The following is a 22972-nucleotide window of genomic DNA, read 5'->3' as shown; positions in this document are numbered from 1 at the left end:
CCAGCCCGCGGGAATAGCAGACGTTCGAACAGGTTTGCCCGAACCTCCTCCGTCGTTCGCCCCGGTTATCGGCATATGGCACCCGAACACACTGCCACCGAGACGACGCTCGACGTCCGCGAGATCGACGGCCGGCCGTTCGACGACGCCTCGAGCAGCCGGACGCAGACCGGCGACGAGGACGAGGCCCTGACGGTCATCTGGCGGAACTGAGACCCGGAGGGCCAGCCGGGGCCGTCAGCTCACGGACCGTCCGCGAACGACTCGAGCAGCAGTTCGGTCAGCCGCTCCGGCCGCTCGTGCTGAACCCAGTGGCTCGTGTCGGAGAGGAGTTCGAGCCGACTGCGGTCGCAGTACTGGTCGGCGTCGATCGCCAGTTCGGTCGTCAGCGCGACGTCGTCCGTGCCCCAGACGATCAGCGTCGGGACACCGACTCGTTCTCGGGGGAACGTGGGCGGGTATCGCGCGGCCGCCCGGTACCAGTTGAGCATCGCCGTGAGCGCCCCGTCCTGCCGCCAGGCGCGGCGGTAGCGGTCGAGATCGGTGTCGGTGAACGTATTCGGTGCGGCCATCTCTCGGAGGGCCCGCTCGAGCAGTGCGAAGTTCCCAGCACGGGAGGCGAGTTCGGGGAGCCACGGCACCTGGAACGTAAACGCGTACCAGCTTCGGCGTAGCTGCTCCGGGTTCGAGAGCAGGTGATGGCGGTAGACGACGGGATGGGGCGCGTTGACGATCGCGAGGTGATCGACGACTTCGGGGTGTCGGAGCGCGAGATCCCAGGCCACCGCGCCGCCCCAGTCGTGACCGACGACGCGAGCGCCGTCACGACCTTCGCTCGCGATCAACTCGACGACATCTCGCGAGCACTCCCGGGTGCGGTACGGACGGACACCGTCGGGCTTCTCGCTTAGATTGTAGCCCCGCTGGTCGGGGACGAGCACGCGATAACCGGCGTCGACGAGCGGTTCGATCTGGTGTCGCCAGCCGTACCAGAACTCCGGAAAGCCGTGGAGCAAGACGACCAGCGGATCCGCTTCGTCGCCGGCCGCAACGACGTGCAACTCGATCCCGTTGACGGTTCGAACGGTCGATTCCGCCTCGAGTGACGACGGGAGCTCCGCGGCCGTCTCGAGGCGCGCTGACGTGCTCGAAGCCATACCTACACTGGCCACGCGGTGTGTAAAATCCGTTGGGGCGGAGACGCAACGAACAGCGGGGTGGCTCTCGAGCGTCGAATCGACGTTTCACGAAGTGGTGTCGCGCTCGGTCCATCCCGGAGCAGATCCGATCCGACAGTGACGACCTGCGTGAGCCGATTCGTCCGACTCTCGTTCGTTTCAGTTGTGGTCCACTGACGGACGTCGCTTGCGCCCGGTTGCAGACTCGCTTACGGAAGTGCAAGGAGAAAGCCCCGTGCTTTAGCGCGGGGATGAATCCAACACCTCTGACACAATCTACCGTTCGATGGCACGGCAGGATATTCCACGCTCGTATCCATACCTTCAAGTAGGTTTGTCTACATAGATTACGTATGGCGAAACGGGTCGTCTCCCGAACTTATACTGCTTCCATCAGGAACCAGTCACGGGTGCAAGACGACCTTGACGCCCTCGGGTTTGCCGCCTCAAAACTCTGGAACGTCGGACGGTGGACGTGCAGCCGGGTCTGGGATGAGGGCGGTCACATTCCAAACCACAACGAACTCACCACTTACCTGAAGTCGCACGAACGCTACGATGACCTACATTCTCAGTCAAGTCAGCGAGTCCTTCAAGAACTCGCTGAGGCGTTCAACGGCTGGTACGGCAAACGACGCAACGGAGATAAGAGAGCGAACCCGCCCGGCTACCGTAAACACGGTGACGAGCACCCACGAAGCACGGTGACGTTCAAAGCCGCTGGCTTCAAACTTGACACTAAATACAACCGCGTTCGACTCTCCCAAGGCTCAAACCTCAAGGACTACTGGTCGGACTTCATCCTCTGTAAGTACCAGACGCAGCCCGATGTTGACCTCTCTGCCGTAGAGAACGTCCAGCAAGTGCGGGCCGTCTGGATTGGCGAGGAGTGGGAACTACACTTCGTGTGCAAAGTCGAGATCGAGGTGGCCGAATCTCCCGGCGAGAAGACCGTCGGTGTTGATCTCGGGATCAGCAACTTCGCCGCGCTCGCCTATGAGGACGGCCACGCCGAGCTGTATCCGCTCAACTGTCTGAAGCAGGACGACTACTACTTCAGCAAGCGACTCGCTCAGTGTGATGAGTCGAACTCCGAACAAGCCACACGGTTGAACCACAAGAACTCGGAGCGTCGCACACACTACTTCCACACGCTCTCGAAACATGTCGTCCAGCGATGTGTTGAGGAGTGTGTTGGAACGATTGTGGTTGGTGACCTCTCCGGCGTCCGCGAGGAACATAAAACCGAAGAGTCGCAGAACTGGGGCAAGCACGGCAACCTTGATCTGCACTCGTGGGCGTTCGACCGCTTCACAGACTTGCTCACCTACAAAGCCGAGATGGAGGGCATCTCGGTTGAGCAGGTGTCCGAACGCGATACATCGAAGTCGTGTTCGTGCTGTGGTCGTACGCGGAAGGCAAACCGCGTCGAACGCGGGTTGTACGTGTGCGATGAGTGCGGAACGACGGCAAACGCGGACGTGAACGGTGCCGAGAACATTCGACAGAAAGTATCTCCGAGTCTTGCCTGTGATGGGGGAGATAGGAGTAACGGCTGGTTGGCACAGCCATCGACGTTCCTGTTTGACAAGGAAACTGGCGCATTCGCGCCTCAAGAACAAGTCACGTCGTAAACCACAATATCCCAACCCAGCGGCGCGGTGCCGTGGGAATCCTCGTCCTCGAAAACGCTTCGCGTTTTCGGGTGCAACGAGACGCTTTGCGTCTCGTCATGCCCCTTCAGGGCGGGGAGGATGTCAAGTCCAGACGCGCAGACACTCGTTCGAACAGAAGTGTAGATCGATCCGTTCGCCGGGGCTATCCGAAACGTGAGTCGTCAGCGTATAGGCGACCTCCTCCGACGAACAGTTGTCGCAGTTCATACCCGACTCGTATCGATGCGGGATATTCACTATGAGGAGACTATAATCGATTCGAAACGGTTAGTGGAGAAATAACTGGCGTCAATCTGCCGTTGACGGGGCCGAAATCGGCGTCGGGAACGCGGCTGCAGCGCGTCTCGATCAGGCCGGTGCGCCCTCTTCGGCCTCGAGTAACTCGTGGTACCGATTGCGGATCGTGACCTCGGAGATGTTCGCGACCTCGCTGACGTCGTTCTGTGTGACTTTCTCGTTGGTGAGCAGTGCGGCGGCGTAGACGGCGGCGGCCGCGAGGCCGACCGGCGACTTGCCGCTGTGGATCCCCTTTTCTTTCGCGGTCGAGAGGAGACTTCGGGCGCGCCGTTCAGTCTCGTCCGAGAGGTCGAGGTCGCTCGCAAAGCGCGGCACGTACTGTTCGGGATCAGCGGGCTTGACCTCGAGACCGAGTTCCCGAACGACGTAGCGGTAAGTGCGTGCCACCTCGTCTTTCTCGACGCGGCTGACGGCCGAAATCTCGTCGAGTGATCGAGGGGTTCCCGCCTGCCGTGCGGACGCGTACAGCGACGCCGTCGCGACGCCCTCGATCGAACGGCCCGGGAGGAGATCTTCCTCGAGGGCGCGACGGTAAATCACGCTGGCGGTCTCGCGAACGCTCTCGGGAAGGCCGAGGGCGCTAGCCATGCGGTCGATCTCGCCCAGCGCCTGCTTGAGGTTGCGCTCTTTCGAGTCGCGAGTACGGAAGCGCTCGTTCCAGGTGCGAAGCCGCTGCATCTTCTGGCGCTGGCGACTCGAGAGCGACCGGCCGTAGGCGTCTTTATCCTGCCAGCCGATGTTGGTCGACAGCCCCTGATCGTGCATCATGTTCGTCGTGGGTGCGCCGACGCGAGACTTTTCGTCCTTCTCGCCGGCGTCGAACGCGCGCCACTCGGGGCCGCGGTCGATCTCGCCTTCCTCGACGACGAGACCGCAATCGTCGCAGACCGTCTCCGCGTGCTCCGTGTCGGAAATGAGGCGTCCACCGCATTCGGGACACTCCTCTCGCTCGCTCGACCGTTCTGGTGACTTTTCGGACTCCTGCTGACGTCGCTCACCGCTCCGTGTTTGGATGGTGGTATCTGACATTGTGTTGGGAAACTATCACAACGCTCGCTGGAAAACGTGCTATCGTGACGTATACGGACGAACCGCCGACGCTTAAATTCTTCGATAGTGTCGTGAGATGAATGCTAGAGTATCCTGTGAGACTGCTGTACGTGTCTGTCGTTTCCGACAGCGGGTCGACGGCGTGTGTGCCCGGTATTGGGAGCCTACGGGTGGGTTCGGAATACGGAGGCCCGACGGTGTGCGTATCGAAACCCTTACTCCCCGTTGGCCAGTGCGTGCACCCATGAGCGACGCCGTCAGTGCCGAGGAGGTCCGCCACGTCGCGGAGTTGGCTCGCGTCGACCTCGAAGACGACGAGGTCGACCAGTTCACGCGACAGTTCGCGGACATTCTCGAGTACTTCGAGACGCTGGACGAGGTGCCCGAGGTCGACCGCGAGGCCGACCTGACGAACGTGATGCGCCCGGACGAGGAGCGCGACTCCCTCGACCGCGAGGCGGCACTCGAGAACGCATCTGAGACCGAGGACGGCTACTTCAAGGGGCCGAACGTTTCCTGATCATGAGCGGCGATATCTTCATCACCGAGGAGACGATCGACGGCGACGACGACGGTCCGCTCGCCGGGACGACGGTCGCCATCAAGGACAACATCTCGACCGAAGGCGTCCGGACGACCTGCGGATCGAAGATGCTCGGAGCGTACGTCCCGCCGTACGACGCGACGGTCGTGAGTCGCCTGAAAGAGGCGGGCGCGACCATCGTCGGCAAGGCGAACATGGACGAGTTCGGAATGGGGTCGACGACCGAGACCTCCCACTTCGGCTCGACGGAAAACCCCGCCGCACCCGGCCACGTCCCCGGCGGTTCCTCCGGTGGCTCGGCCGCCGCCGTCGCCGCGGGCGAAGCCGACGTCGCGCTCGGCTCCGACACGGGCGGCTCGATTCGTTGCCCCGCCGCGTTCTGCGGCGTCGTCGGAATCAAACCCACCTACGGACTGGTCTCGCGATACGGACTGGTCGCCTACGGCAACAGTCTCGAGCAGATCGGTCCCTTTGGCGAAACCGTCGAGGACGCCGCAGCGCTGCTCGACGTGATCGCGGGACACGACGAACGCGATGCGACGACTCGCGAGACGCCGCTCGAGGACGAGGTGAGCTACGCCGACGCCGCCACCGGCGATGTCGACGGGCTCTCCATCGGTGTTCCGACGGAACTGCTCGACGGGGCCGACGACGGCGTCGTCGAGACGTTCTGGGACGCCATTGCTGACCTGGAGGACCGCGGCGCGGAGTACCACGAGGTCTCGCTGCCCTCGGTCGAACACGCCGTCGAGGCCTATTACGTCATCGCGATGTCCGAAGCCTCCTCGAACCTCGCGCGGTTCGACGGCGTTCGCTACGGGCACTCGAGCGACGCCGAGGGCAACTGGAACGAGCGCTTCGCCCAGACCCGCAAAGAGGGCTTCGGTGACGAGGTCAAACGCCGCATCCTGCTCGGGACGTACGCCCTCTCGGCGGGCTACCACGACAAGTACTACAAAAAGGCCCAGGACGCACGGGCCTGGGTCAAACAGGACTTCGACGAGGCGCTTTCGGAAGCCGACGTCCTCGCGTCGCCGACGATGCCGGTCCCGCCGTTCGAGTTGGGCGAGAGCCTCGACGATCCGCTCCAGATGTATCTGGCCGACGCGAACACAGTCCCCGTGAATCTCGCCGACTTACCCGCGATTTCGGTGCCGGCCGGCGAGACCGACGGCCTCCCCGTCGGGCTACAACTCGTCGGTCCGGCCTTCGGCGAGGAGCGCCTGATCCGGGCCGCGAGCGCGCTGGCCTGACTCGAGCGCGGCTCAGCCGCTGAAGTGAAAGATAGATTTTATAGCATTTTTGCTAACGGTACCCATACCGAACCGGTCGCTCGGTGATCGTCCAATGAAGATTACTCAAGAACACGAGGTCGAATTCGACGAGTTCTCTCGAGCATGTGATCTCGTCGAGGAATATTTCGGCGAATCCGTCGACGACGTTGCGCTCCACGCGCCCGTCTCCCGTCGCCAACTTCGCCGTGCTCGCACGGACCCAGCTCTCGGGCCGCCAGTTCGCGCTCGAGGGCCTGACGGAGAAGGGAGAGGTCGTCTATCAGTCGAACGACGAGACGTTGCTCTGGCTCGACGCCGGCTTCTGGTCCGATATGCGCGGTCGTCACCACTTGGAACCCGACGAGGGGCGAGCCGCACGCGAGGTCCACAGACGCCTCATCGAGTCGATCGACGGCGACGTCTCCTACTATAACCGCGAACGGGATCCGTTCGTGCTCATCGAGCGATTCGATCCGTACGACTAGCGGGCTGTTTTCCGGTTCTGTTGAAATTAACTGGGAGCGATTTCGTTCCGCTCAATACAGGCGAAGGAGTTCCCACAGTGATCGCAAGTAGTCTCGTTAATTACGTGAAATCTATTGAATCAGGCGAGCAGGTGAGGATGGAGGTGACCACCGTCTGCAAAAAGACCAATAGTGACAACTACAATTATTAGTATCGTGAGTGATTTCAACCGCTTCTGGCCGCATGTTGTCGGGGAGAGTCGGAGAGGAGGTATTCTCCTGCTGGCAGTGATCGCTCTCTTGCTGCTCTTCTCTGGTGGGTTTGTCGTAGAAATGCTGGATATTGGCTTTTCTCTTGGCTGGATCGGAGTGGCGGTCGGAATCGCTATTGCAGCAGGAGTAGTGAGGGCGGGTCTCGTACCGACTATCGGTGCGCTGTGGCTTTTCTCCCTCTGGTGGTACGTTTTCCCCCCGCTTGTAGGCTATCACACCGGTGACTGGGGAACAGCCTCTCGGTATTCGTACCCTCGAGTGTTGGGATACGCGTATAGTTCTGCACATGCGGAATTAATCGGTGGGATCGAACGCGGCGTTAAATCTGGCTTCCTGTTTGCAATCTTCATTGGAACGGTTGGGTACATCATTGGAACTATCGTTTGGTATTCGAGACGATCAAAAGCCAATTGATAATTCACCCGCCCGTACTGAACGATTACTACCTTCGCAAATAGAGCCAGATATCGTGCAACAGTCGCGCTTTGTATTCAGCACGACTCGATGAATCTCAGTGCTATCTGACAAACACTCTGTTGTTCTGTCCGTCTCTCGAGCGTGTAGCTTTTTCGGGGAAATAAAAATTGCAGCCGTCCGATTCACCGACAACTCTCGTGGGAGGGGCACTCGAGAAACGGGGTGATTCGCTAACCGAACGACGGCCGAAAAACCGACTGCCGAACTACTCTTCGTACGCGAGGTTCATGATCCACTGCGAGAAGGCGTCGCTGTTGGGATCGACCTCTTCCTCGCCGATAAACGGCGATAACATGTCGCCGGCCATCAGCAGCGTGAAATCGAGGTCTCGAGCCGTCGGCGAGATGTAGTAGGTGTTGTGTCCGGCGTAGACCGTCTCCTCTCGGTCGACCAGTTCCTTCTCGACGAGCGACTCGACGATCCGGCTTCCCTTCCGTGAGGAGACGTCCAGCTCCTTCCAGAAGTCGCTCTGGTGGATCCCGCCCGTTTGGCGGACGAGTTCGAGACCGGCGCGCTCGTCCTCGGAGAGCTCGGCTTCGATTGCAGACACGCTCACGGTGACCACCGCTCCGTGCTCGTCGCTCGGGACTGAAGTGCGTCCATGTACGTATGAGATAGAGCGAGGCGCTTAAATGTGCCCTTCGGCGTCGCACTCGCCGCTGATTCCGACCGTCTCCGCGCTGCCGGGGGCCTCGAGGACGACCGGTTCGAACGGTATTCGACAGGGCGGCCCCGACGCGAACGCGTGCCGCGTCGGACCGTTTCCGAGTGCGATCAGCGACGAGGATCGCGTCCCGTATCCGTTCTCGTGGACGCAGACGCCGTACTCGTGATCGCCGAGCACGTCCCCGGCGCGCTCGAGCCAGTCCGCGACCGACCCGTCATCCGGATCGGACAGCGCCTCGCGAACCGCGCGGGCATTGGCGGCCTGCTCGCGGGCCACGTCGGGACGGACCGACGGAATATCGACCGTGTCATCCACGGCGACGTTGACCACGACGTGGACGCCGGGGTCGAACGACGTGTACGAAAGCGTTCCGTCCCACCGGTAACAGCAAGCGGTCGAGGCGTCGGCGAGCACGAGGTAGAATCCGTCGTATTCGTCGGTTCGAACGGCGTCCTCGACGATCGACTCCGCGTCCGCCGCGGTTTCGGCCTCGAGAACGTCGGCGACGAGGAGCCCGCGCGATCGCTCGGCGGCGAGCTCAGCGTCGGTCCACCGGTTCGTAATCCCGACGAAGACCCCGTGTTCGTTGTAGCCGATCCAGGTGCCCCCGGCTTCGGCGTCCCGCGGGGCGACGATCGACGGCTCCTCGCGGTAGATATCGGGAGGAAGAGCCTCTCGATCGAGTGCTTCGTCCCTGTTTGCGGCGACCGCGACCGGCGCGTCGTCGAAGACCTGCCAGGCGAGGGTGAGTGTACACACGATCACTAGTTGCAACGCGAGCGTCTTAACTTCGGTTCCGGCGGCTACAGTCGCCGACACCCGCTCAGGAGAGGTCTGAAACGTCCGTCCCCGACTCGAGCAACTGCGCTCGAACCGCGTCGCGATCGACGGTTCCTGACGCCGTCCGCGGGAGCGAGTCGGCGACGGCGATCGTCTTCGGTCGTTTGAACCGGGCGAGGCGCGTCTCGGAGTGGGCGAGCAGCGACTCGAGGTCGATCGTCCCCGGGCCGGCTGACTCACGGCCGCCGTCTGCGGGCACGACGAGCGCCGCGACGCGCTCGCCCCACTCAGGGTCCTCGAGGCCGACGACGGCGGCGTCCTCGACCTGCGGAGACGACCGCAGCGCCTCGAGCACCGCGCCGGGATCGACGTTCTCGCCGCCGGTGACGATGCGGTCGCTGCGCCGATTGAGTACCCACAGCCGTCCGTTCGCGTCTTTGTACCCGATATCGCCGGTGTGTAGTCCGTACTCGCCGAACGCCGCTTCCGTCTGCTCGTCCGAAAGGTATCCCGGCGTCACCGTCGGCCCGGAGACGACCAGTTCGCCGGTCTCGCCGGCCGGAACCCGCTCCCCGTTCTCGTCGACGACCGTCACATCCGTACAGACGAGCGGCTGGCCGACCGTCCCCTCGTGAGTCGCTGTCTCCCCTGGAGTCGCCGTCGCGATCTGGGAGGCCGTCTCGGTCATCCCGTAGGTGGGGTAGACCGGCACGTCGGCCGCCCGACAGCGCTCGAGGAACTCGTTCGTGGCCGGCGCGCCGCCGAGTAGAACGAATCGCAACGAGTCGGGCGGATTCCACCCCGCATCGAGCAGCCGTTTGCACATCGTGGGGACGAGCGAAACGCCCGAAATATCGTACTTCCTTATTACGCGAGCGGTTTTCTCGGGATCGAACTCCCGCTGGATCACGACGGGCGTGCCGTACAGCATCGAGCGGACGACCGGGGCCAGCCCGCCCATATGATACATCGGCAGACAGCAGAGCCACCGATCGTCCGGCGTGACGCCGAGGCGGAACGCTGACGCGGTCGCGCTCGCGACGAGGTTGCCGACCGTCAGCCGAACGCCCTTCGGGGTGCCCGAGGTACCCGACGTAAACATGAGCAGGTGCGTTCGGTCGCGTTCGAGCGGGACCGGATCCGGGTTCGTATCGTCCGTCGACTGGTGCGATGAGAGCGAGGTAACGCCGTCGCGTTCGGGTCCGGGTTCGTCGACGGAGACGATCGGGCAGTTCGCGACCTCGAGTGCGAGATCCTCCGTCCCCGACTCGCAGATGATCGCGTCGAGATCGGTTCGACGAGCCTTCGACTCGAGCTCGGGGACCGTCTCGCGAACGTTCAGCGGTACGACCGTAATCCCGCGTCGCATCGCGGCGAGGTAGACCTCGGCGAACGCGACTCGGGTCTCCATCAGGACGCCGAGTCGTCGCTCGGTATCGGCTGCAACACTCTCGGGATCGGTGAGAACCGTCTCGAGTCGTTTCGCGACGATATCGACCCGCCGATCGAACTCGCCGAACGTCCACGACTCGCCCCCGTCGGCGTCGATCACGGCTGTCGCGTCCGGCGTCGTCGAGGCGCGGTGGGACAGCAGGTCACGGGTGGGCCACTCGAGCGGCGCGCCCGTCACTCCTGCCACACCCCCTCGACGCCGAGCCCTTTCGCCTGCGGGACGACGGCCGATCCCTTCTCGAGGAGCACGGGATCGCGGCCCAGGTCCTCCGCCAGCAGTTCCGCCGTGGCCACCCCACAGGCCGGCACGTCCGGAATCGACGCCGCGAGGTGAACTGCACCGGTCCTCGCGACGACCGCATCGATTGTCGTCGTCACGATGGGCGTTACCTCGAGCATCCCGACCCAAGCCGCGACCTTGCGAGCGACGTCGACGCCGCCGAGCGCCATCGGCTTGAGCACGAGCACGTCGGCCGCCTCTGCGTCGCAAATCGCGTCGACGCCGTGTTCGAGCAGCCCTTCGTCCAGCGCGATCGCGACGCCGTCGTCGCCCGCCCGTCGCCTGAGATCGGCGTGGCCCTCGAGCGCCCCCGCCGGCAGCGGTTGCTCGAGAACCGATACCTTGAGGTCAGAGAACGCCTCGAGCGCGGTCGTCGCCTCGTCGTAGGTCCAGGCCTCGTTCGCGTCGACCCGCAGTTCGACGTCGGGGCCGACTGCCTCGCGGGTGCGTCTCACGCGCTCGATATCGGTCTCGAGGTCCCTGCGGCCGACTTTCAGCTTACAGCAATCGAAACCGCGGCCGACGGCGGCGGCCGCCTCGCTCGCGGTTTCGGTCGGAGAGCCGTCGCCGACCGTCGCGTTGACCGGCACCCGACCGACCATCGGCCCCTTGCCGATATACCGATACATCGGCGTCGACTCACGGGTCGCCTGCAGGTCCGCGAGCGCGAGCGTGATCGCGTGTCTGGCCGCGACCTGTCCTTCGACCGCCTCGAGCGCGGCGTCCGGATCGGTTCGGATCGCGTCGCTGGCCCGTTCGAGCGCGGCCTCGCAGTCCGCCCGGGACTCCGTCCAGCCGGGAAGCGGCGTCGCCTCGCCGTAGCCGACCACCGGGTCGCCGTCGCCGGGCGTCGCGTCCAGAATGCGGACGAGAAAGCCGTCCCGCGACTCGATCGTCCCATCGGCCGTCTCGAGCGGGCTGGAAAGCGAGAGCGAGAACGGCCGATACTCGAGTTCGAGGTCTCGAGCGTAGTCGCAGTCGCCGCTCACAGCACCACCCCTGCAGCGAACAGGGCCGCGTAGATCGCGAGCAGTTTGCCGGTCCCCTCGAGGGCCGGGTTGAGCGCCTCGCCGTCGGTTCGGGTACAGACGGTTCGGGCGATCACGGCCGCGTAAGGGAGCGTAACTAGCGGGAGCAACACGCCGGGACCGAAAGCCTCGCCGAGCCAGAGCCAGACGGGAGTAACGTAGGCGAGTCCGAGCAGGGCCACGTACTCGGCGCGACTCCATCGGTAGCCGAGTCGAACCGCCAGCGTGCGCTTGCCCGTCTCGGCGTCGGTCTCGAGGTCGCGAACGTTGTTCACCACCAGAATCGCCGTCGAAATTCCGGCGACCGGGAGGCTCGCGAGGAACGCCTCGCGCGTCACCGTCCCCTCCGGAATCCCCGTCGCGAGCGGATCCGCGAGCGTCGCCGCGGCTTGGACGTAGAACGTGCCCATCACGGCGACGACGCCGAAAAAGACGAAGACGAACAGATCGCCGAGACCGTGGTACCCGAGCGGGTAGGGACCGCCCGTGTAGGCCCAGCCGCAGACGACGCTCACCAGTCCGACGACGAGGATCGGCAGCCCGCCGACGTAGACGAGGTACGTCCCGGTAGCGATCGCCAGCGCGAACGTGACGATCGTCGCCAATTTCACCCGTTCGGGCTCGATGATTCCCGCCTGCGTGACCCGCGTAAACCCCTCCCGGTCGTCCGTGTCGGCACCCTTGATCGCGTCGTAGTAGTCGTTCGCGAAGTTGGTTCCGATCTGGATCAGTGCCGCCCCGACGAACGCCATGACCGCCGGCAGCAGGGCGAACACGCCCTCGTGAATCGCGAGTCCCGTGGCGACGATTATCGGCGCCGCCGCCGCGGGCAAGGTCTGGGGGCGTGCAGCCATCAGCCACGCCTTCGTCCGTGAAATGTCGACCTCCGCCGTACTCATTGCTCGAGAGTCCGACTCGCGGGAGTGTCAACGTTGGCATTGCAGCCGACCGAAGCAGGTCGTCCGGATCCTCGGCGTTCGATCCGACGGTCGTTTGCGGCTGCATTCCGCCGCTCGAGGGCAGTACAGGCTATCGACGACTGACGTAGAACAGTGTCGCAGCGGTCACGGCCACAGCCAGTAGCGTCGTGAACCCGGGAATCCTGTCGTCTCCGCCGGCCTCCGATTCGCCGCCGTCACCGATCGTGATGGTCGCGTCTCGCTCGAGCGACGCTTGCGGATAGCCGGTGACGAGTATCGCCTCCGCGTCGGTGATCTCGAGGCTGGTGGTCGACGGCGCGTCTTCGGCGACCTCGAGCGTGATGATCGCCGCCGTCTCCGTTCCGACGGCGCCGTCGCCCGAGGGCTCGCGCTGCTGTTCGATCCCGACGGTTCCGCGCTCGTCGTCGATATCGACCGAGCCGTCGACGGTGGCCGAACCCCCGCCGTTAGCTTCGCCGTCGCCATCGGCTGAGCCGTTCGCGTCAGCGCCGTCGTTCCCGGCCGTCAGCATCGGGCCGTGTTCGACGTCGGTGACGGTCAGCGCGTCCGAATCGTAGGCCAGTTCGATCGACAGTTCGTCGATCCCTTCGCCGCCGTAACCGCCGTGCGTGCTCGCCACGAGATCGATCGTCACGGTCTCACCCGGCTCCGCCTCGAGTTCGTGCGGATCGAACTGGACCGTCGTCGCGTTGTCGCCGGCGGTGACCACTACCGGAGCGAACAGCACGCCGACGAGCGCGCACGCGATGACCAGCGCGAGGACGGCCGACCGGCGTGGCGACGGCGATCCCGTCATCCGTCCTCCGGCACCGCCAGTTCGATCGGCGACATCTCGAGAAACGCCGTCTCGTAGCCCTGATGGCGAGCCACCTGCGGCGGCGAGTCGACTGTGATCGTGACCGAATCGCCCGGCTGGACGTCGGCGAGCGACGTTCCGTAGTGCAGGTCGTACTCGCCGTCGATGGTCTGCTCGAGCGTCGCGTCGTCCGTGACCGTCTCGCCCTCGCGCTCGACCGTCGCATGCAGCGACATATCCGCGAGCGGGACGCGGTTGTACGGCGTTCGCGGCGAGACGAGCAGGTAGTAGTCGTCGCCATCGGCCAGGCGGGATTCGGACTCGAGGAGCGTCGTGACGAACGCCGCGTCGCTGCTTCGCGGGAGGTCGTCCGACTCGTGATCTCCGCCCTCGGGCTCGGCGGGTTCACCGGAGCCGTCGACCGGCTCGAGGTGGGTCCCCGGATACGCTGCCGCCGCCGGAAGTGCAGAGTAGGGTATCTCGGCGTGGTGGTCGTGGTCGTCGTGGTCGTCGTGTTCGTCGTGGTCGTCGTCACCCTGATCGTGCTCGTCGCCGTGGTCGTCTCCATCACCGTGCTCGTCGTCCGCGTGCTCTCCGTGTGCCATCGGCTCGAGCGCGCCGGGTTCGCCCCACTCCGACTCGTCGAGGTACTCGACGCCGTCTGTTACCTCGAGCATGAACTCCCGGTCGTACTCGAACTCGAACGTCGCGCTCGCCGACTCAGTGAATCGACCCTCGAGGTCGCCGGTCGTTCGGACCGAGAGCGGCGGTATCTCGACGTCGATGACGTAGGTTCCTTCCTCCTCGAGCGGGACGTTATCGCCGAAGTGAAAGCCCATCTCCTGTGAGATCATCGGCCACGCGGATTGTGGCGAGCCGACCTGCTCGCCGTCCAACGAGACCGTGATCTCGGCACCGGTGTCGACGGGGAGGACGATGCCCGTCTCGTCGTCCCAGACGGCGAACATCAGGTGGACGCCGCCGCTTTGCTCGGGGTCGACGCGCTGAACGTCGTCCTCGCCGCCGCTGCCGGTCACGAGCCAGAATGGGTGCGGGTAGGACAGCATCGGCGCGAGCGTGTAGTCGCCGGCCGAGACCGGCTCGAGTACCCGCATCGATTCCCTGTGCGTCGGGAGGTAGACCGCGTCCGGTGGGTCCTCGACCTCGGGGAACGCCGGCGCCGGCAGTTCGTCGTCGGGGTCGTCTCCGGCGTCTGAATCGTCGCCTCCGTCTTCTCCGGAGTCGTCGCCGCCGAACCCCGCACAGCCCGCCAGCGCGAGCGCCCCGGCTGTCGCTCCCGTCGATCGAACGAACGTCCGTCGGTCGATGTCGCGTTCGTGCATTGGTATTTTCGTGGGCTCGGTTGTCCGATCGTCACGCTCCATCCGGCGCCGGCGGCGGAAGCGCTCGCAGCGATCGAGGTGGGATCAAGTAGTTGCCGCGCTGATTCGGAAAGATGTAACTCCGAATGCCGTTGTTCGCGTTCGGTGCGTCGAGATCGTCGCCCTCCATCGCCTCGCGAACGCGGACGAACTCGTCGATGCCCGCCTGCAGCGAGAGAAAGTGGAGTCCCGGCGTGTCGCCGTCGACGGTGTTGAAATCGCGTCGGAGCAACAGCGGGTTGCCGTCTTCCCTCGCTCGAGCGGCCTTCTGGGCGTGGCCGACGACCCCGCCGCGGGCGTCTGACTCGGTCCCTTCGATTCGCTCGTCGGTCAGCCCGTTCGAGGCTCCCAGCGCCTCGCCGATGTCGCCGGTCAGGTCCTCGTCTGCGTGCTCCGGGCTGAACATCTTCGCGACCCGCTGGTAGTGGCTGTCCTGCTCGAGCCAGGTCCGTAGCTGGATGGTCATCGACTCGACGTGTTGGGTCGTCGCGCCCGCGAACGGCCCGTCCTCGATCGTCACCCGATCCTCGGTGGCCTGGCTCTCGGCGAAGCCGGACCGAAAGCCCATGAAAAACGGGGCGTCCTCCGGAACGGAGTCGGGAACTCCCGAGAGATCAGTGTGGTCCGCGGGGAGTCCCGCGCCGACGAAGCCGGTTCGACGGCGGTCGTCGACGCGCTCGAAGACGCCCGTTAGATCGGTCTCGATCTCGCGCCCGTTGAACTCCTCGCCCTCGCCGAACAGTCCCTCCTCGGCCTCGAGGACGACCTGCGAGTGATCGCTCGCGAGGTGGAGGACGGCGTCGAACTCGTCGAACGGGTCGACCGGATCGACCTTCTCCTCGCTCGTTTCCGACGCCGGGAGATCAGTGTCGATCTTCCCCACAATCGCCTCCGGCTCCGGGAGGTCGACCTCGTCGGGCAGCGACTCGTCGAACCGGTCGAAGTACGCCGGCGTGTAGCCGAGCGTGAAGAGCAGCCCCTCGTTGCTCCACTCGTAGGCGTGCTCGAGGTCCTGCAAGGAAGATTCGACCTTCGCTCGAGTCTCGTCGGTCGGCTCGTCGACGAGCGAGAGCGCGACCAGGACGTGGTGTTCCGGCGGTCGGACGTTGCCGTCGTCGTCCCGCGTGAGGGCGTCGTTCCAGGCGTGCTGTCGCTCGGGAAGCGAGTCCGGGTCGTCCGTGCCCGATGGGACGTCGATCTCGTCGCTCTCGGAGGTACAGGCGGCGAGCGCGCTCGCGCCGCCGACGGCGACCAACGCCCGGAGGTAGTCCCGACGGGACAGCGCGGACCGATCGGGAAGTGTCACTGGCTGGGTTTCGGTGCTGGAAGACCCAAAGCGTTACTCTTCCCGTCGACGCTACCGGAATTGGGTCGGGGTCAGACGAGCGGGTGTGCTCGAGTGCAACGGCGGGCAGTACTCGGCAAGGAAGTTGGTAGGATCGGTCAAACGCTCCGCGGTGGCGCGCGCTGTCGTTCCAGCCGAGCGAAGCGGGGTTCGAACGGAGTGAGATCCTCGGACAGAGAACGGTGAACGGAGTGAACCGTGAGCGACTGCGAGGTCGGATGACGATACTGCGCGAGGGGTGAGCGAGCAAAGCGAGCGAATCGGTTGGGGAGGGCGTGGAAATCCCCGCCGCCAGCATGAGCAGTACGCTCGAGGAGACAGCACGTGCCTCAAGCGGAGACGGACACTCGATACAAAAATAGACCCAAAACGTTCACAGCCGCACGCGACGGTGACGGATCAAATCGCTTCGCTCAGTAGTGCCACGGATAGTCGTCGAACTCGGGATCTCGGCCCTCGACGAACGCGTCCCGGCCCTCCTTCCCCTCGTCGGTCATGTAGCCCAGTCGCGTCGCCTCGCCGGCGAACACCTGCTGGCCAACCATCCCGTCGTCGGTCATGTTGAACGCGTACTTGAGCATCCGCATCGCCGTCGGACTCTTCGCGTTGATGCGTTCGCCCCACTCGAGAGCTGTCTCCTCGAGTTCCTCGTGCGGAACCGCCTCGTTGACCATCCCCATCTCTTCGGCCTCCTCGGCGCTGTACGTCTTTCCGAGGAAAAACACTTCTCGAGCCTTCTTCTGGCCAATCTGCTTGGCGAGGTAGGCCGAGCCGAAGCCGGCGTCGTAGCTCGCAACGTCCGGATCGGTCTGGAGGAACTTCGCGTGCTCCGCGCTCGCGAGCGTGAGATCGCAGACGACGTGCAGCGAGTGGCCGCCGCCGACGGCCCAGCCGGGAACGACACAGACGACGACCTTTGGAATGTGTCGAATGAGTCGCTGCACCTCGAGAATATGTAGCCGTCCCTGTTCGGAGGCTCGCTCCTCGTCTCCCTCGTACTGATATCCGTCCTCCCCGCGGATCGTCTGATCCCCGCCGGAACAGAAGGCCCAGCCGTCGTCTTTCGGCGACGGGCCGTTTCCGGTCAGCAGGATACAGCCGACGTCGGTCTGGCGCTTGGCGTGATCGAGCGCGTCGTACAGTTCGTCGACCGTCCCCGGCCGGAACGCGTTGCGAACTGCGGGTCGGTCGAAGGCGATCCGAACCGTGCCGGAGTCGACCGCGCGATGGTAGGTGATGTCCTCGAACTCGTCGTTCAGGTCCGCGACCGGTTCCCACTGTTCCGCGTCGAAGAGTTCCGAAACCATTGGCTCGTGTTTGGTGGGCAGCGGGTGAAATAGGTTCGCGTCGTGTCTCGAGGAGTCGAAACCGTCGGCGGGCGAACGACGCGGAGCTCGAGAGCTAACGGTTGAGACGGAACCACCGTGAACGCCATACCCGTCGGTGCCCTGTAGCACAGACGATGACAGCCGACCACCCCGACACCGACGACCGAACGACGATCCGCGCCGGACGTAACTTCGAACGGGAGTATCGTCTCGACGCGAGCGACGCCGGCGAGTTCCTCATCGCGATCGGCGAACAGCTTCGCGACGGAGAGGACCTCACGATCGGCGACGACGAGTGGGTGCTCCCGTTCGCGTTCGGCGACCCGGTCGCACTCGAGATCGATTTCGACGGGATGGACGAGCCGAAACTCGAGATCGAACTCGAGCTTCCCGGTCGGACCGACGAGACGGGACCGCGAGTCGAGTAAGGACTCCGGCCAAGGTGAGACCGCCGACACGAACTCGACGGTGCCGACCTCCCATCCTCGCTGAGTTGGAATCTCCACGACCAGCGACGACCACCTCCGGCTTCTCGACCGCTGGGGTCCGCTGCGATTGTTGATACGGACGCACCCAACGTTCGAAAACTAGGGCTCATGCTTCGTTAACCGCATTTCGTCCGAAATCAGCCGAAACTGCGGATCGCACACGACTCCGATTTGGTATATCACTATAGACTTCATTTGTCGTACTAAGACCGTTCGAGGAACTGGTGATCAGCGTGCGAACTGCCGAAAGGTCGGCTTTCCAGGCCGTAAATCGGAGGGTCAAGAAAATATACCGAGACGTGACAGTATATTAACCCGAGCGGTTTTCTGATCGGGGTGTCAACGAACCGTCGATGGGGCAGACGTACTACGAGGTCCTCGAGGTCGACCCCGACGCGACCCGCGCCGAGATCCGGACGGCCTACCGCGAGCGCGTCCTCGAGACGCATCCGGATCACAACGACGCCCCCGATGCTGCCGCCCAGTTCAAGCGGGTCTCGAGGGCCAGATCCGTACTCACTGACGGCACCGAACGAGCGCGCTACGACCGTCTGGGCCACGATTCCTACGTCCGCCTCGCCGAGCGCTCGAGTGGGACGAACTCCCCGGATTCGAGTCCACCGGACGGGGATACCGACAACGACGCCACTGCCGAGCGGACGACTCGGTCGGGAACCGAAACGGCATCCGCGGATCGATCCAGTACCACCACCTCGCGAGGGACCGCCAACGAAACGGCCGCGGGCCACGACCGCCGAGGCAACAGGAATCGAACGCGAACGGGGAGCGGTCGAGCGCACTCGAGGGGAGAGTCTTCCCGCCGGAATCGAGCCGGAAATTCAGACGGTCGAACCGGGAGCCGGAGCGGTCGAACCGGGAGCCACCACGCCCGTCAGCGCGCGCGACGCCAGCAGAAGACGGCCCAGCAGCGAGCCAGCGGCGGGTGGACGTTCGTGACCGAGGGCGGCCGCTCGAGTGACGGCTCGAGCAACGCAGCATCCTCGAATGGCGACGCATCCTCGAGTGGTGTGACCGGGACGGCCAACGGTGTCGGTGGGGCGACCACCGCTACCGGCACCGGGACGGCTAGCGCCGCCGGGGCGTCCAGCCCCTCAGGTACGCCCAACGAGGGCGCTTCCTCGGGCTTTCGGTACGCCGTCCACGACTGGGAGGGGGAGGTCGACCTCGAGTGGGAGGGCCAGGCGATAACGCAGACGACCGCAGTGACGATCGGTTGTCTCTGGCTGCTGTATCCGCTGTTCGTCGCGGCAAGCGTGACGCCGCTGTTTCCGCTCGCGATCAACGCGATCGTCGCCGCGTGCACGCTCGCCTTTGTCGGCTATCTGCTCACGAGACCGCGTATCGCGACCGCGGTGTTCGGATTCTGGAGCGTGCTGTTCCCGCTCGGACTCGATCAGTTGGCGTCCGTCCCGGCGTTTTCGATCACGGGATTGGTCACACTCGGCTTCGTCTGGATCCCATTCGGCTACGCCGTCGCGCTCTGGTGGGCGCTTCGGCCGTAACGGAACGACTCGATCGAATGCCGAAGAAACGGGTGTCCTGCTCCCGCTGGCGGCGATGAATTCCACGCCCTCCCCATCCGATTCACTCGCTCCTTGCAGTCGCTCGATCATCCATAGGAAGACGCTTTGCGTCGTCCACGCAGTCGCTCGTTTCATCTGCTTACGGACGCTTCGCGCCAGTTCGCACGGTCCGCGGGACCAAAGGTCCCGCGCTACTCGCGACGACCCCGCACGTCAGTATCGCCTGTCCTCGCTTTCGCTCACGGTTCACTCCGTTCACCGTTCTCTGTCCGAGGTTCTCACTCCGCTCGAACCTCGCTTCGCTCTGACGGCCGACAGCGCGCGCCACTGCACGTCAGTTCGGCGGCCCGGGTACTACGCAGAGAGCCACGGTTAGCACCTGGTCCGGAAAATCCGACCGTGCTTTACCGGTCGTTATTCGCTCTCGCGTCGAACTTCGTCACGAATCCGCTCCTCGAGCCCCTCTCGCCGCCGGTGACTCGCCTCCGAGTCGAACTCGAGGGCGAGCACCTGCGTGCCCTCCCGCTCGAGCGACCCGCGATAGGCGTCGACGAACTCGGCCGGACCGACGCGCTCGAACTCGAGGCCGTAAAGTTCGGCCACCGTCTCGAACTCGAGGCCGTGGGGCGTCTTGAACTGGTCCGTAAACGGCGGCTCGAACTCCTCGATGGGGAGTTTGTGGAAGATTCCGCCACCGTCGTTGTCCAACAGGACGATGGTGGCATCGACGCCGCAGCGCTCGACCGCGAGTAGGCCGTTCGAATCGTGGTAAAACGCCAGATCGCCGGTGACGAGAACGAGCGGGTCGTCCGTCGTGCTGCCGGCACCCAGCGCCGTGCTCGCGATACCGTCGATTCCGCTCGCACCCCGATTCGCGAGCACGGTCAGATCGGCTGCTCGCGGCCGTCCAAACCGATCCGCGTCCCGGATCGGCATGCTGTTCGAGACGAAGACCGTCGCCGGATCGGGCGCGTGGGCGAACACCGACGCGAGGACGCTCCCCTCGAACGGATCAGTCTCGAGTGCGTCCTCCGTGAGCGCGTCGTCGCGGATGTCCCAGTGGCGGCGCTCTGCGGCCGCGAACCGAGCGACCCACTCGTCGTTCGCTGCAGGTGTGGCTCCGTTGTCGCCGTCGTCGGATTCGGACTCGAGTCGCTCGCACAGCCCCTCGAACACGCTCCCGGGCGACGCCGCGAGCAGGTCGGTCGCGGTGAACGTCGCCTCGCGCCACGCGCCCGCGGGATCGAGCAGGAACTGCCGGGAACCGCTGTCGCGCAAGGCGTGGCGAAGCGGTTTCGAGGTCGGCGATGCGCCGAAGCGGACGACGACGTCCGGCGACGGGAGATCGGAAATATAGCCGTCGTAACCGCCGTAGACGGGTCCATCACTGGCGTCGGTGTCGGAAACGTGGGGCCCGAAGCGAAGGTTCGAGAGCGGATCCGCGAGAATCGGCGCGCCGATGCGTTCGGCGACGGTGACGACAGCACCGGAATCGAGTTCGGTCAGGTCGACCGGATCGGCGGGTCCAGCCACGATCAGCGGACGATCGGCGTCCTCGAGCGCCCGTACGAGCGGTCGATACTGGCCGTCATCGAGCGTCATACTCCCGGAATTCGTCTCGACGAACGCGCCGTCTCGTCCCTTGCCGGCCAGCGTCTCCGAAAACGAATCCGGGACGGCGTCGGGCACTTCGATCGGCTCGAGTGGCTTCCGGAACGGACAGTTCAAATGGACGGGTCCGGGATCGGTGCCGCCCGTCTCGGACAGGGCTCGCGCCGCGGTCGTTCGAAGGCTTCGGACTGTTCGCTCGTCGGCTTCGGGCTCCGGCAGTTCCGCGTCCCACCGAACGGCGTCGCCGTAGAGGCCGACCTGACCGACGGTCTGGTTCGCGCCGCTATCGCGGAGTTCGTGGGGCCGATCGGCCGTGAGCACGAGCATCGGGACCCGGGCTCGATCGGCCTCCATCACGGCGGGATGAAAGTTCGCCGCTGCCGTCCCGGAGGTACAGACCAGCGCCGTCGGTTCGCCGGTTCGTCTCGCGCGCCCGAGTGCGAAGTAACTCGCCGAGCGCTCGTCGAGGTGTGAGAAGACGCAAATCTCGGGGTGGTCGGCGAACGCGACCGTCAACGGCGTCGATCGGCTGCCGGGGGCGATACAAACTGCCTCGAGGCCCCCCTTCACGAGTTCGTCGACGATGACGCGGCCCCACAGCGTCGCGCGGTTCGGCGCAGTCACGGAATCACCTGTACGTACATTGTCTCACCGCAACTCGTCGAGGATCGGGCGGAATTTTAGCTGTACTTCCTCCCACTCGTCGTCGGGGTCACTGTCGGCGACGATGCCGTTGCCCGCAAAGAGCGTGACCGTCTCATCAGTCGCGATCCCTGAGCGAATGCCGACGGCGAACTCGCCGTCGCCGTTGCCGTCGAACCAGCCGACCGGGGCTGCATACCAGCCTCGATCGAACGTTTCCGCGTCACGGATCGTCTCCCAGGCCGCCGCCGGCGGAACCCCGCCGACGGCCGGCGTCGGGTGCAGCGCTTCGACGATCTCGAGGACGTGTCGATCGCCCTCGAGCGTCGCCGAAATGGGTGTCTGGAGGTGCTGGATGTTCGCCAGCCGTCTGATCGTCTGGTCGTCGATCTGGAGCTCCGACGCAAGCGGCTCGAGCTGGTCGCGGATCGCTTCGACGACGAGCCCGTGTTCGCGCTGTACCTTCTCGCTGTCGCGCATCTGATCCGCGTACGCCTCGTCCTCCTCGGGGGCGTCGCTTCGGGGCACCGAACCCGCGAGGGCTTCGGTCTCGACCCGGGTCCCGTGTTTAGAAACGAGGCGTTCCGGCGGCGCGCCGAAGAAGGTCCCGCCGACCTCGTGGCCGATCAGGAACCGATAGCAGTTCGGATACCGCCGGCGTAAGCGCTCGAGCGTGCCGGGGATATCGACCGGCTCGTCGAGCTCGACCGACAGCGCCTGCGCGAGCACGACCTTCGTGAGCGCGCCGCGTTCGATGCGTTCGAGTGCGGTTTCGACCTGCTCGGTCCAGATCTCGCGGGAAGTCGTCCGTGTTGTCGAGTCGATGCCGGGCGCCGTCCCGCTGGGTTGCATCGTCGGCATATCGTCCAATCGCTCGATCCAGTGCTCGAGGCGAGCCGTCGCCTCGTCGGGGTCGTTCCCGACGGTCGTCAGCCAGGTACCTTCGTCGCTGCGGACGACGAGCGTCCGCGGGACGACGAAGGAAGCGGCACCGAACCCAGTCCACGGCGGGCCGGACTCGTGTCCGTCGTGAAACGAAAAGCCGCCGAATGCACGGGGTCGCGCGACCGCAGGGCCGTCGTGATCGAGCGCGTCGAACACCCGAGCGGTCTGCGCTCGAATACGGTCGAATCGCTCCGGCCCGCTGGCGGTGACTTGAGCGGCGACACCGCGACCGACGACTTCCAGTCCGTCCGGCGTGGCCCACAGCATCCGCGAGTCGGTGGCGACGTCGACGATCGCGCCGAACGACACGTCCTCGAGTTCGCGACTCCGGCTGGTGAGGGTGGTCGGACCGTCGGCTGGCTTGGTCCCCGTCTCACCCGCCAGTCGACGCTCACCCGACGATTGGTCCATCGAACACAGTTCGGGACTGCCGTGCCTTCAGCCTAACTATCCCGGTCACTGTGTGGGGGTTGACAGGAATGTGCGGTGTGTCTAGTCGACGGAAACGAA

At 64.8% G+C, this 22972-nt stretch carries 21 protein-coding genes and 1 pseudogene; 8 read left to right on the top strand and 14 right to left on the bottom strand.

Annotation, left to right across the window (positions count from 1 at the left end; genetic code table 11):
- Nucleotides 1-75 precede the first annotated feature (75 nt).
- Nucleotides 76-213, top strand: a complete 138-nt coding sequence (locus NATTI_RS25920) for a hypothetical protein (RefSeq protein WP_019991525.1) — start codon at nucleotides 76-78, stop codon at nucleotides 211-213.
- Nucleotides 214-242: 29 nt separating this feature from the next.
- Here NATTI_RS25920 and NATTI_RS0100535 read toward each other — a convergent pair whose 3' ends face one another.
- Nucleotides 243-1157 carry an alpha/beta fold hydrolase gene (locus tag NATTI_RS0100535; RefSeq protein WP_006091463.1) on the bottom strand — a complete coding sequence of 305 codons (915 nt, stop codon included), beginning with the start codon at nucleotides 1155-1157 and terminating at the stop codon, nucleotides 243-245.
- A gap of 374 nt (nucleotides 1158-1531) precedes the next feature.
- Here NATTI_RS0100535 and NATTI_RS0100530 point away from each other — a divergent pair, with 374 nt between their 5' ends.
- Nucleotides 1532-2812: an RNA-guided endonuclease InsQ/TnpB family protein gene (locus NATTI_RS0100530; RefSeq protein ID WP_027119015.1), complete on the top strand. Its 1281-nt coding sequence runs from the start codon at nucleotides 1532-1534 to the stop codon at nucleotides 2810-2812.
- 123 nt (nucleotides 2813-2935) lie between these two features.
- On the opposite strand, the gene NATTI_RS27270 is transcribed toward NATTI_RS0100530, so the two are convergent.
- Nucleotides 2936-3061 (bottom strand): hypothetical protein, encoded by a 126-nt coding sequence (locus tag NATTI_RS27270; RefSeq protein WP_006091461.1) that lies wholly within the window; start codon nucleotides 3059-3061, stop codon nucleotides 2936-2938.
- A 141-nt stretch (nucleotides 3062-3202) separates the two neighbouring features.
- On the bottom strand, nucleotides 3203-4180 hold the full coding sequence (locus NATTI_RS0100520; protein WP_006091460.1) for a transcription initiation factor IIB: 978 nt from the start codon (nucleotides 4178-4180) through the stop codon (nucleotides 3203-3205).
- A 265-nt stretch (nucleotides 4181-4445) separates the two neighbouring features.
- On the opposite strand from NATTI_RS0100520, the gene gatC reads away from it, so the two are divergent.
- From gatC to NATTI_RS25155, 4 genes and pseudogenes are all read left to right on the top strand, one after another.
- Nucleotides 4446-4721, top strand: a complete 276-nt coding sequence (gatC, locus tag NATTI_RS0100515) for an Asp-tRNA(Asn)/Glu-tRNA(Gln) amidotransferase subunit GatC (protein ID WP_006091459.1) — start codon at nucleotides 4446-4448, stop codon at nucleotides 4719-4721.
- 2 nt (nucleotides 4722-4723) lie between these two features.
- Nucleotides 4724-5998 carry an Asp-tRNA(Asn)/Glu-tRNA(Gln) amidotransferase subunit GatA gene (gene gatA / locus NATTI_RS0100510; protein ID WP_006091458.1) on the top strand — a complete coding sequence of 425 codons (1275 nt, stop codon included), beginning with the start codon at nucleotides 4724-4726 and terminating at the stop codon, nucleotides 5996-5998.
- Nucleotides 5999-6092: 94 nt separating this feature from the next.
- Nucleotides 6093-6504, top strand: a pseudogene (locus NATTI_RS0100505) (hypothetical protein).
- A 195-nt stretch (nucleotides 6505-6699) separates the two neighbouring features.
- Nucleotides 6700-7170 carry a hypothetical protein gene (locus tag NATTI_RS25155; protein WP_086009529.1) on the top strand — a complete coding sequence of 157 codons (471 nt, stop codon included), beginning with the start codon at nucleotides 6700-6702 and terminating at the stop codon, nucleotides 7168-7170.
- A gap of 268 nt (nucleotides 7171-7438) precedes the next feature.
- Here the strand turns inward: NATTI_RS25155 and NATTI_RS0100500 are convergent, their stop codons facing one another.
- The 9 genes from NATTI_RS0100500 to NATTI_RS0100460 all read right to left on the bottom strand — a co-directional run bounded on the left by NATTI_RS0100500 (nucleotide 7439) and on the right by NATTI_RS0100460 (nucleotide 17211).
- Nucleotides 7439-7789: a helix-turn-helix transcriptional regulator gene (locus NATTI_RS0100500; RefSeq protein WP_006091456.1), complete on the bottom strand. Its 351-nt coding sequence runs from the start codon at nucleotides 7787-7789 to the stop codon at nucleotides 7439-7441.
- A gap of 72 nt (nucleotides 7790-7861) precedes the next feature.
- Complete coding sequence (locus NATTI_RS0100495; RefSeq protein WP_027119014.1) at nucleotides 7862-8659, bottom strand: NRDE family protein; 798 nt, start codon at nucleotides 8657-8659, stop codon at nucleotides 7862-7864.
- 64 nt (nucleotides 8660-8723) lie between these two features.
- Nucleotides 8724-10310, bottom strand: a complete 1587-nt coding sequence (locus NATTI_RS0100490) for a class I adenylate-forming enzyme family protein (RefSeq protein WP_006091454.1) — start codon at nucleotides 10308-10310, stop codon at nucleotides 8724-8726.
- Nucleotides 10307-11401 (bottom strand): mandelate racemase/muconate lactonizing enzyme family protein, encoded by a 1095-nt coding sequence (locus NATTI_RS0100485; RefSeq protein WP_006091453.1) that lies wholly within the window; start codon nucleotides 11399-11401, stop codon nucleotides 10307-10309. The genes NATTI_RS0100490 and NATTI_RS0100485 overlap by 4 nt, the downstream gene beginning before the upstream one ends.
- The gene (locus tag NATTI_RS0100480) at nucleotides 11398-12339 is read right to left on the bottom strand and encodes a 1,4-dihydroxy-2-naphthoate polyprenyltransferase (RefSeq protein ID WP_006091452.1); all 942 of its coding nucleotides are present in this window, start codon (nucleotides 12337-12339) and stop codon (nucleotides 11398-11400) included. Before NATTI_RS0100480 ends, NATTI_RS0100485 begins: the two co-directional genes overlap by 4 nt.
- 130 nt (nucleotides 12340-12469) lie before the next feature.
- Complete coding sequence (locus NATTI_RS0100475) at nucleotides 12470-13177, bottom strand: hypothetical protein (RefSeq protein ID WP_006091451.1); 708 nt, start codon at nucleotides 13175-13177, stop codon at nucleotides 12470-12472.
- Complete coding sequence (locus NATTI_RS0100470) at nucleotides 13174-14520, bottom strand: DUF7350 domain-containing protein (protein ID WP_006091450.1); 1347 nt, start codon at nucleotides 14518-14520, stop codon at nucleotides 13174-13176. Before NATTI_RS0100470 ends, NATTI_RS0100475 begins: the two co-directional genes overlap by 4 nt.
- 31 nt (nucleotides 14521-14551) lie before the next feature.
- Nucleotides 14552-15865 (bottom strand): DUF7405 family protein, encoded by a 1314-nt coding sequence (locus NATTI_RS0100465; protein WP_006091449.1) that lies wholly within the window; start codon nucleotides 15863-15865, stop codon nucleotides 14552-14554.
- Between the two features lie 452 nt (nucleotides 15866-16317).
- Entirely contained in the window at nucleotides 16318-17211 is an 894-nt protein-coding gene (locus NATTI_RS0100460; RefSeq protein WP_006091448.1) for a 1,4-dihydroxy-2-naphthoyl-CoA synthase, read from the bottom strand.
- Nucleotides 17212-17366: 155 nt separating this feature from the next.
- Between NATTI_RS0100460 and NATTI_RS0100455 the strand changes: the two genes are divergently transcribed.
- Nucleotides 17367-17660 carry an amphi-Trp domain-containing protein gene (locus NATTI_RS0100455; RefSeq protein ID WP_006091447.1) on the top strand — a complete coding sequence of 98 codons (294 nt, stop codon included), beginning with the start codon at nucleotides 17367-17369 and terminating at the stop codon, nucleotides 17658-17660.
- A gap of 413 nt (nucleotides 17661-18073) precedes the next feature.
- Nucleotides 18074-19243, top strand: a complete 1170-nt coding sequence (locus tag NATTI_RS0100450; protein ID WP_006091446.1) for a DnaJ domain-containing protein — start codon at nucleotides 18074-18076, stop codon at nucleotides 19241-19243.
- 435 nt (nucleotides 19244-19678) lie between these two features.
- On the opposite strand, the gene menD is transcribed toward NATTI_RS0100450, so the two are convergent.
- Nucleotides 19679-21499 (bottom strand): 2-succinyl-5-enolpyruvyl-6-hydroxy-3-cyclohexene-1-carboxylic-acid synthase, encoded by a 1821-nt coding sequence (gene menD / locus NATTI_RS0100445; RefSeq protein WP_006091445.1) that lies wholly within the window; start codon nucleotides 21497-21499, stop codon nucleotides 19679-19681.
- Between the two features lie 24 nt (nucleotides 21500-21523).
- Nucleotides 21524-22873, bottom strand: a complete 1350-nt coding sequence (locus tag NATTI_RS0100440) for an isochorismate synthase (RefSeq protein WP_006091444.1) — start codon at nucleotides 22871-22873, stop codon at nucleotides 21524-21526.
- Between the last annotated feature and the right edge of the window lie 99 nt (nucleotides 22874-22972).

The organism is Natronorubrum tibetense GA33, assembly GCF_000383975.1.
GTDB lineage: Archaea > Halobacteriota > Halobacteria > Halobacteriales > Natrialbaceae > Natronorubrum > Natronorubrum tibetense.
This window is presented reverse-complemented; position numbering and strand designations above follow the sequence as displayed.

What these genes read in the sequence shown, in the direction of transcription:
- NATTI_RS25920 (WP_019991525.1), top strand. Translation starts at nt 76, where the DNA reads ATGGCACCCGAACACACTGCCACCGAGACGACGCTCGACGTCCGCGAG.
- NATTI_RS0100535 (WP_006091463.1), bottom strand. Translation starts at nt 1,157, where the DNA reads ATGGCTTCGAGCACGTCAGCGCGCCTCGAGACGGCCGCGGAGCTCCCG.
- NATTI_RS0100530 (WP_027119015.1), top strand. Translation starts at nt 1,532, where the DNA reads ATGGCGAAACGGGTCGTCTCCCGAACTTATACTGCTTCCATCAGGAAC.
- NATTI_RS27270 (WP_006091461.1), bottom strand. Translation starts at nt 3,061, where the DNA reads ATGAACTGCGACAACTGTTCGTCGGAGGAGGTCGCCTATACGCTGACG.
- NATTI_RS0100520 (WP_006091460.1), bottom strand. Translation starts at nt 4,180, where the DNA reads ATGTCAGATACCACCATCCAAACACGGAGCGGTGAGCGACGTCAGCAG.
- gatC (WP_006091459.1), top strand. Translation starts at nt 4,446, where the DNA reads ATGAGCGACGCCGTCAGTGCCGAGGAGGTCCGCCACGTCGCGGAGTTG.
- gatA (WP_006091458.1), top strand. Translation starts at nt 4,724, where the DNA reads ATGAGCGGCGATATCTTCATCACCGAGGAGACGATCGACGGCGACGAC.
- NATTI_RS0100480 (WP_006091452.1), bottom strand. Translation starts at nt 12,339, where the DNA reads ATGAGTACGGCGGAGGTCGACATTTCACGGACGAAGGCGTGGCTGATG.
- NATTI_RS0100475 (WP_006091451.1), bottom strand. Translation starts at nt 13,177, where the DNA reads ATGACGGGATCGCCGTCGCCACGCCGGTCGGCCGTCCTCGCGCTGGTC.
- NATTI_RS0100470 (WP_006091450.1), bottom strand. Translation starts at nt 14,520, where the DNA reads ATGCACGAACGCGACATCGACCGACGGACGTTCGTTCGATCGACGGGA.
- NATTI_RS0100460 (WP_006091448.1), bottom strand. Translation starts at nt 17,211, where the DNA reads ATGGTTTCGGAACTCTTCGACGCGGAACAGTGGGAACCGGTCGCGGAC.
- NATTI_RS0100455 (WP_006091447.1), top strand. Translation starts at nt 17,367, where the DNA reads ATGACAGCCGACCACCCCGACACCGACGACCGAACGACGATCCGCGCC.
- NATTI_RS0100450 (WP_006091446.1), top strand. Translation starts at nt 18,074, where the DNA reads ATGGGGCAGACGTACTACGAGGTCCTCGAGGTCGACCCCGACGCGACC.
- NATTI_RS0100440 (WP_006091444.1), bottom strand. Translation starts at nt 22,873, where the DNA reads ATGGACCAATCGTCGGGTGAGCGTCGACTGGCGGGTGAGACGGGGACC.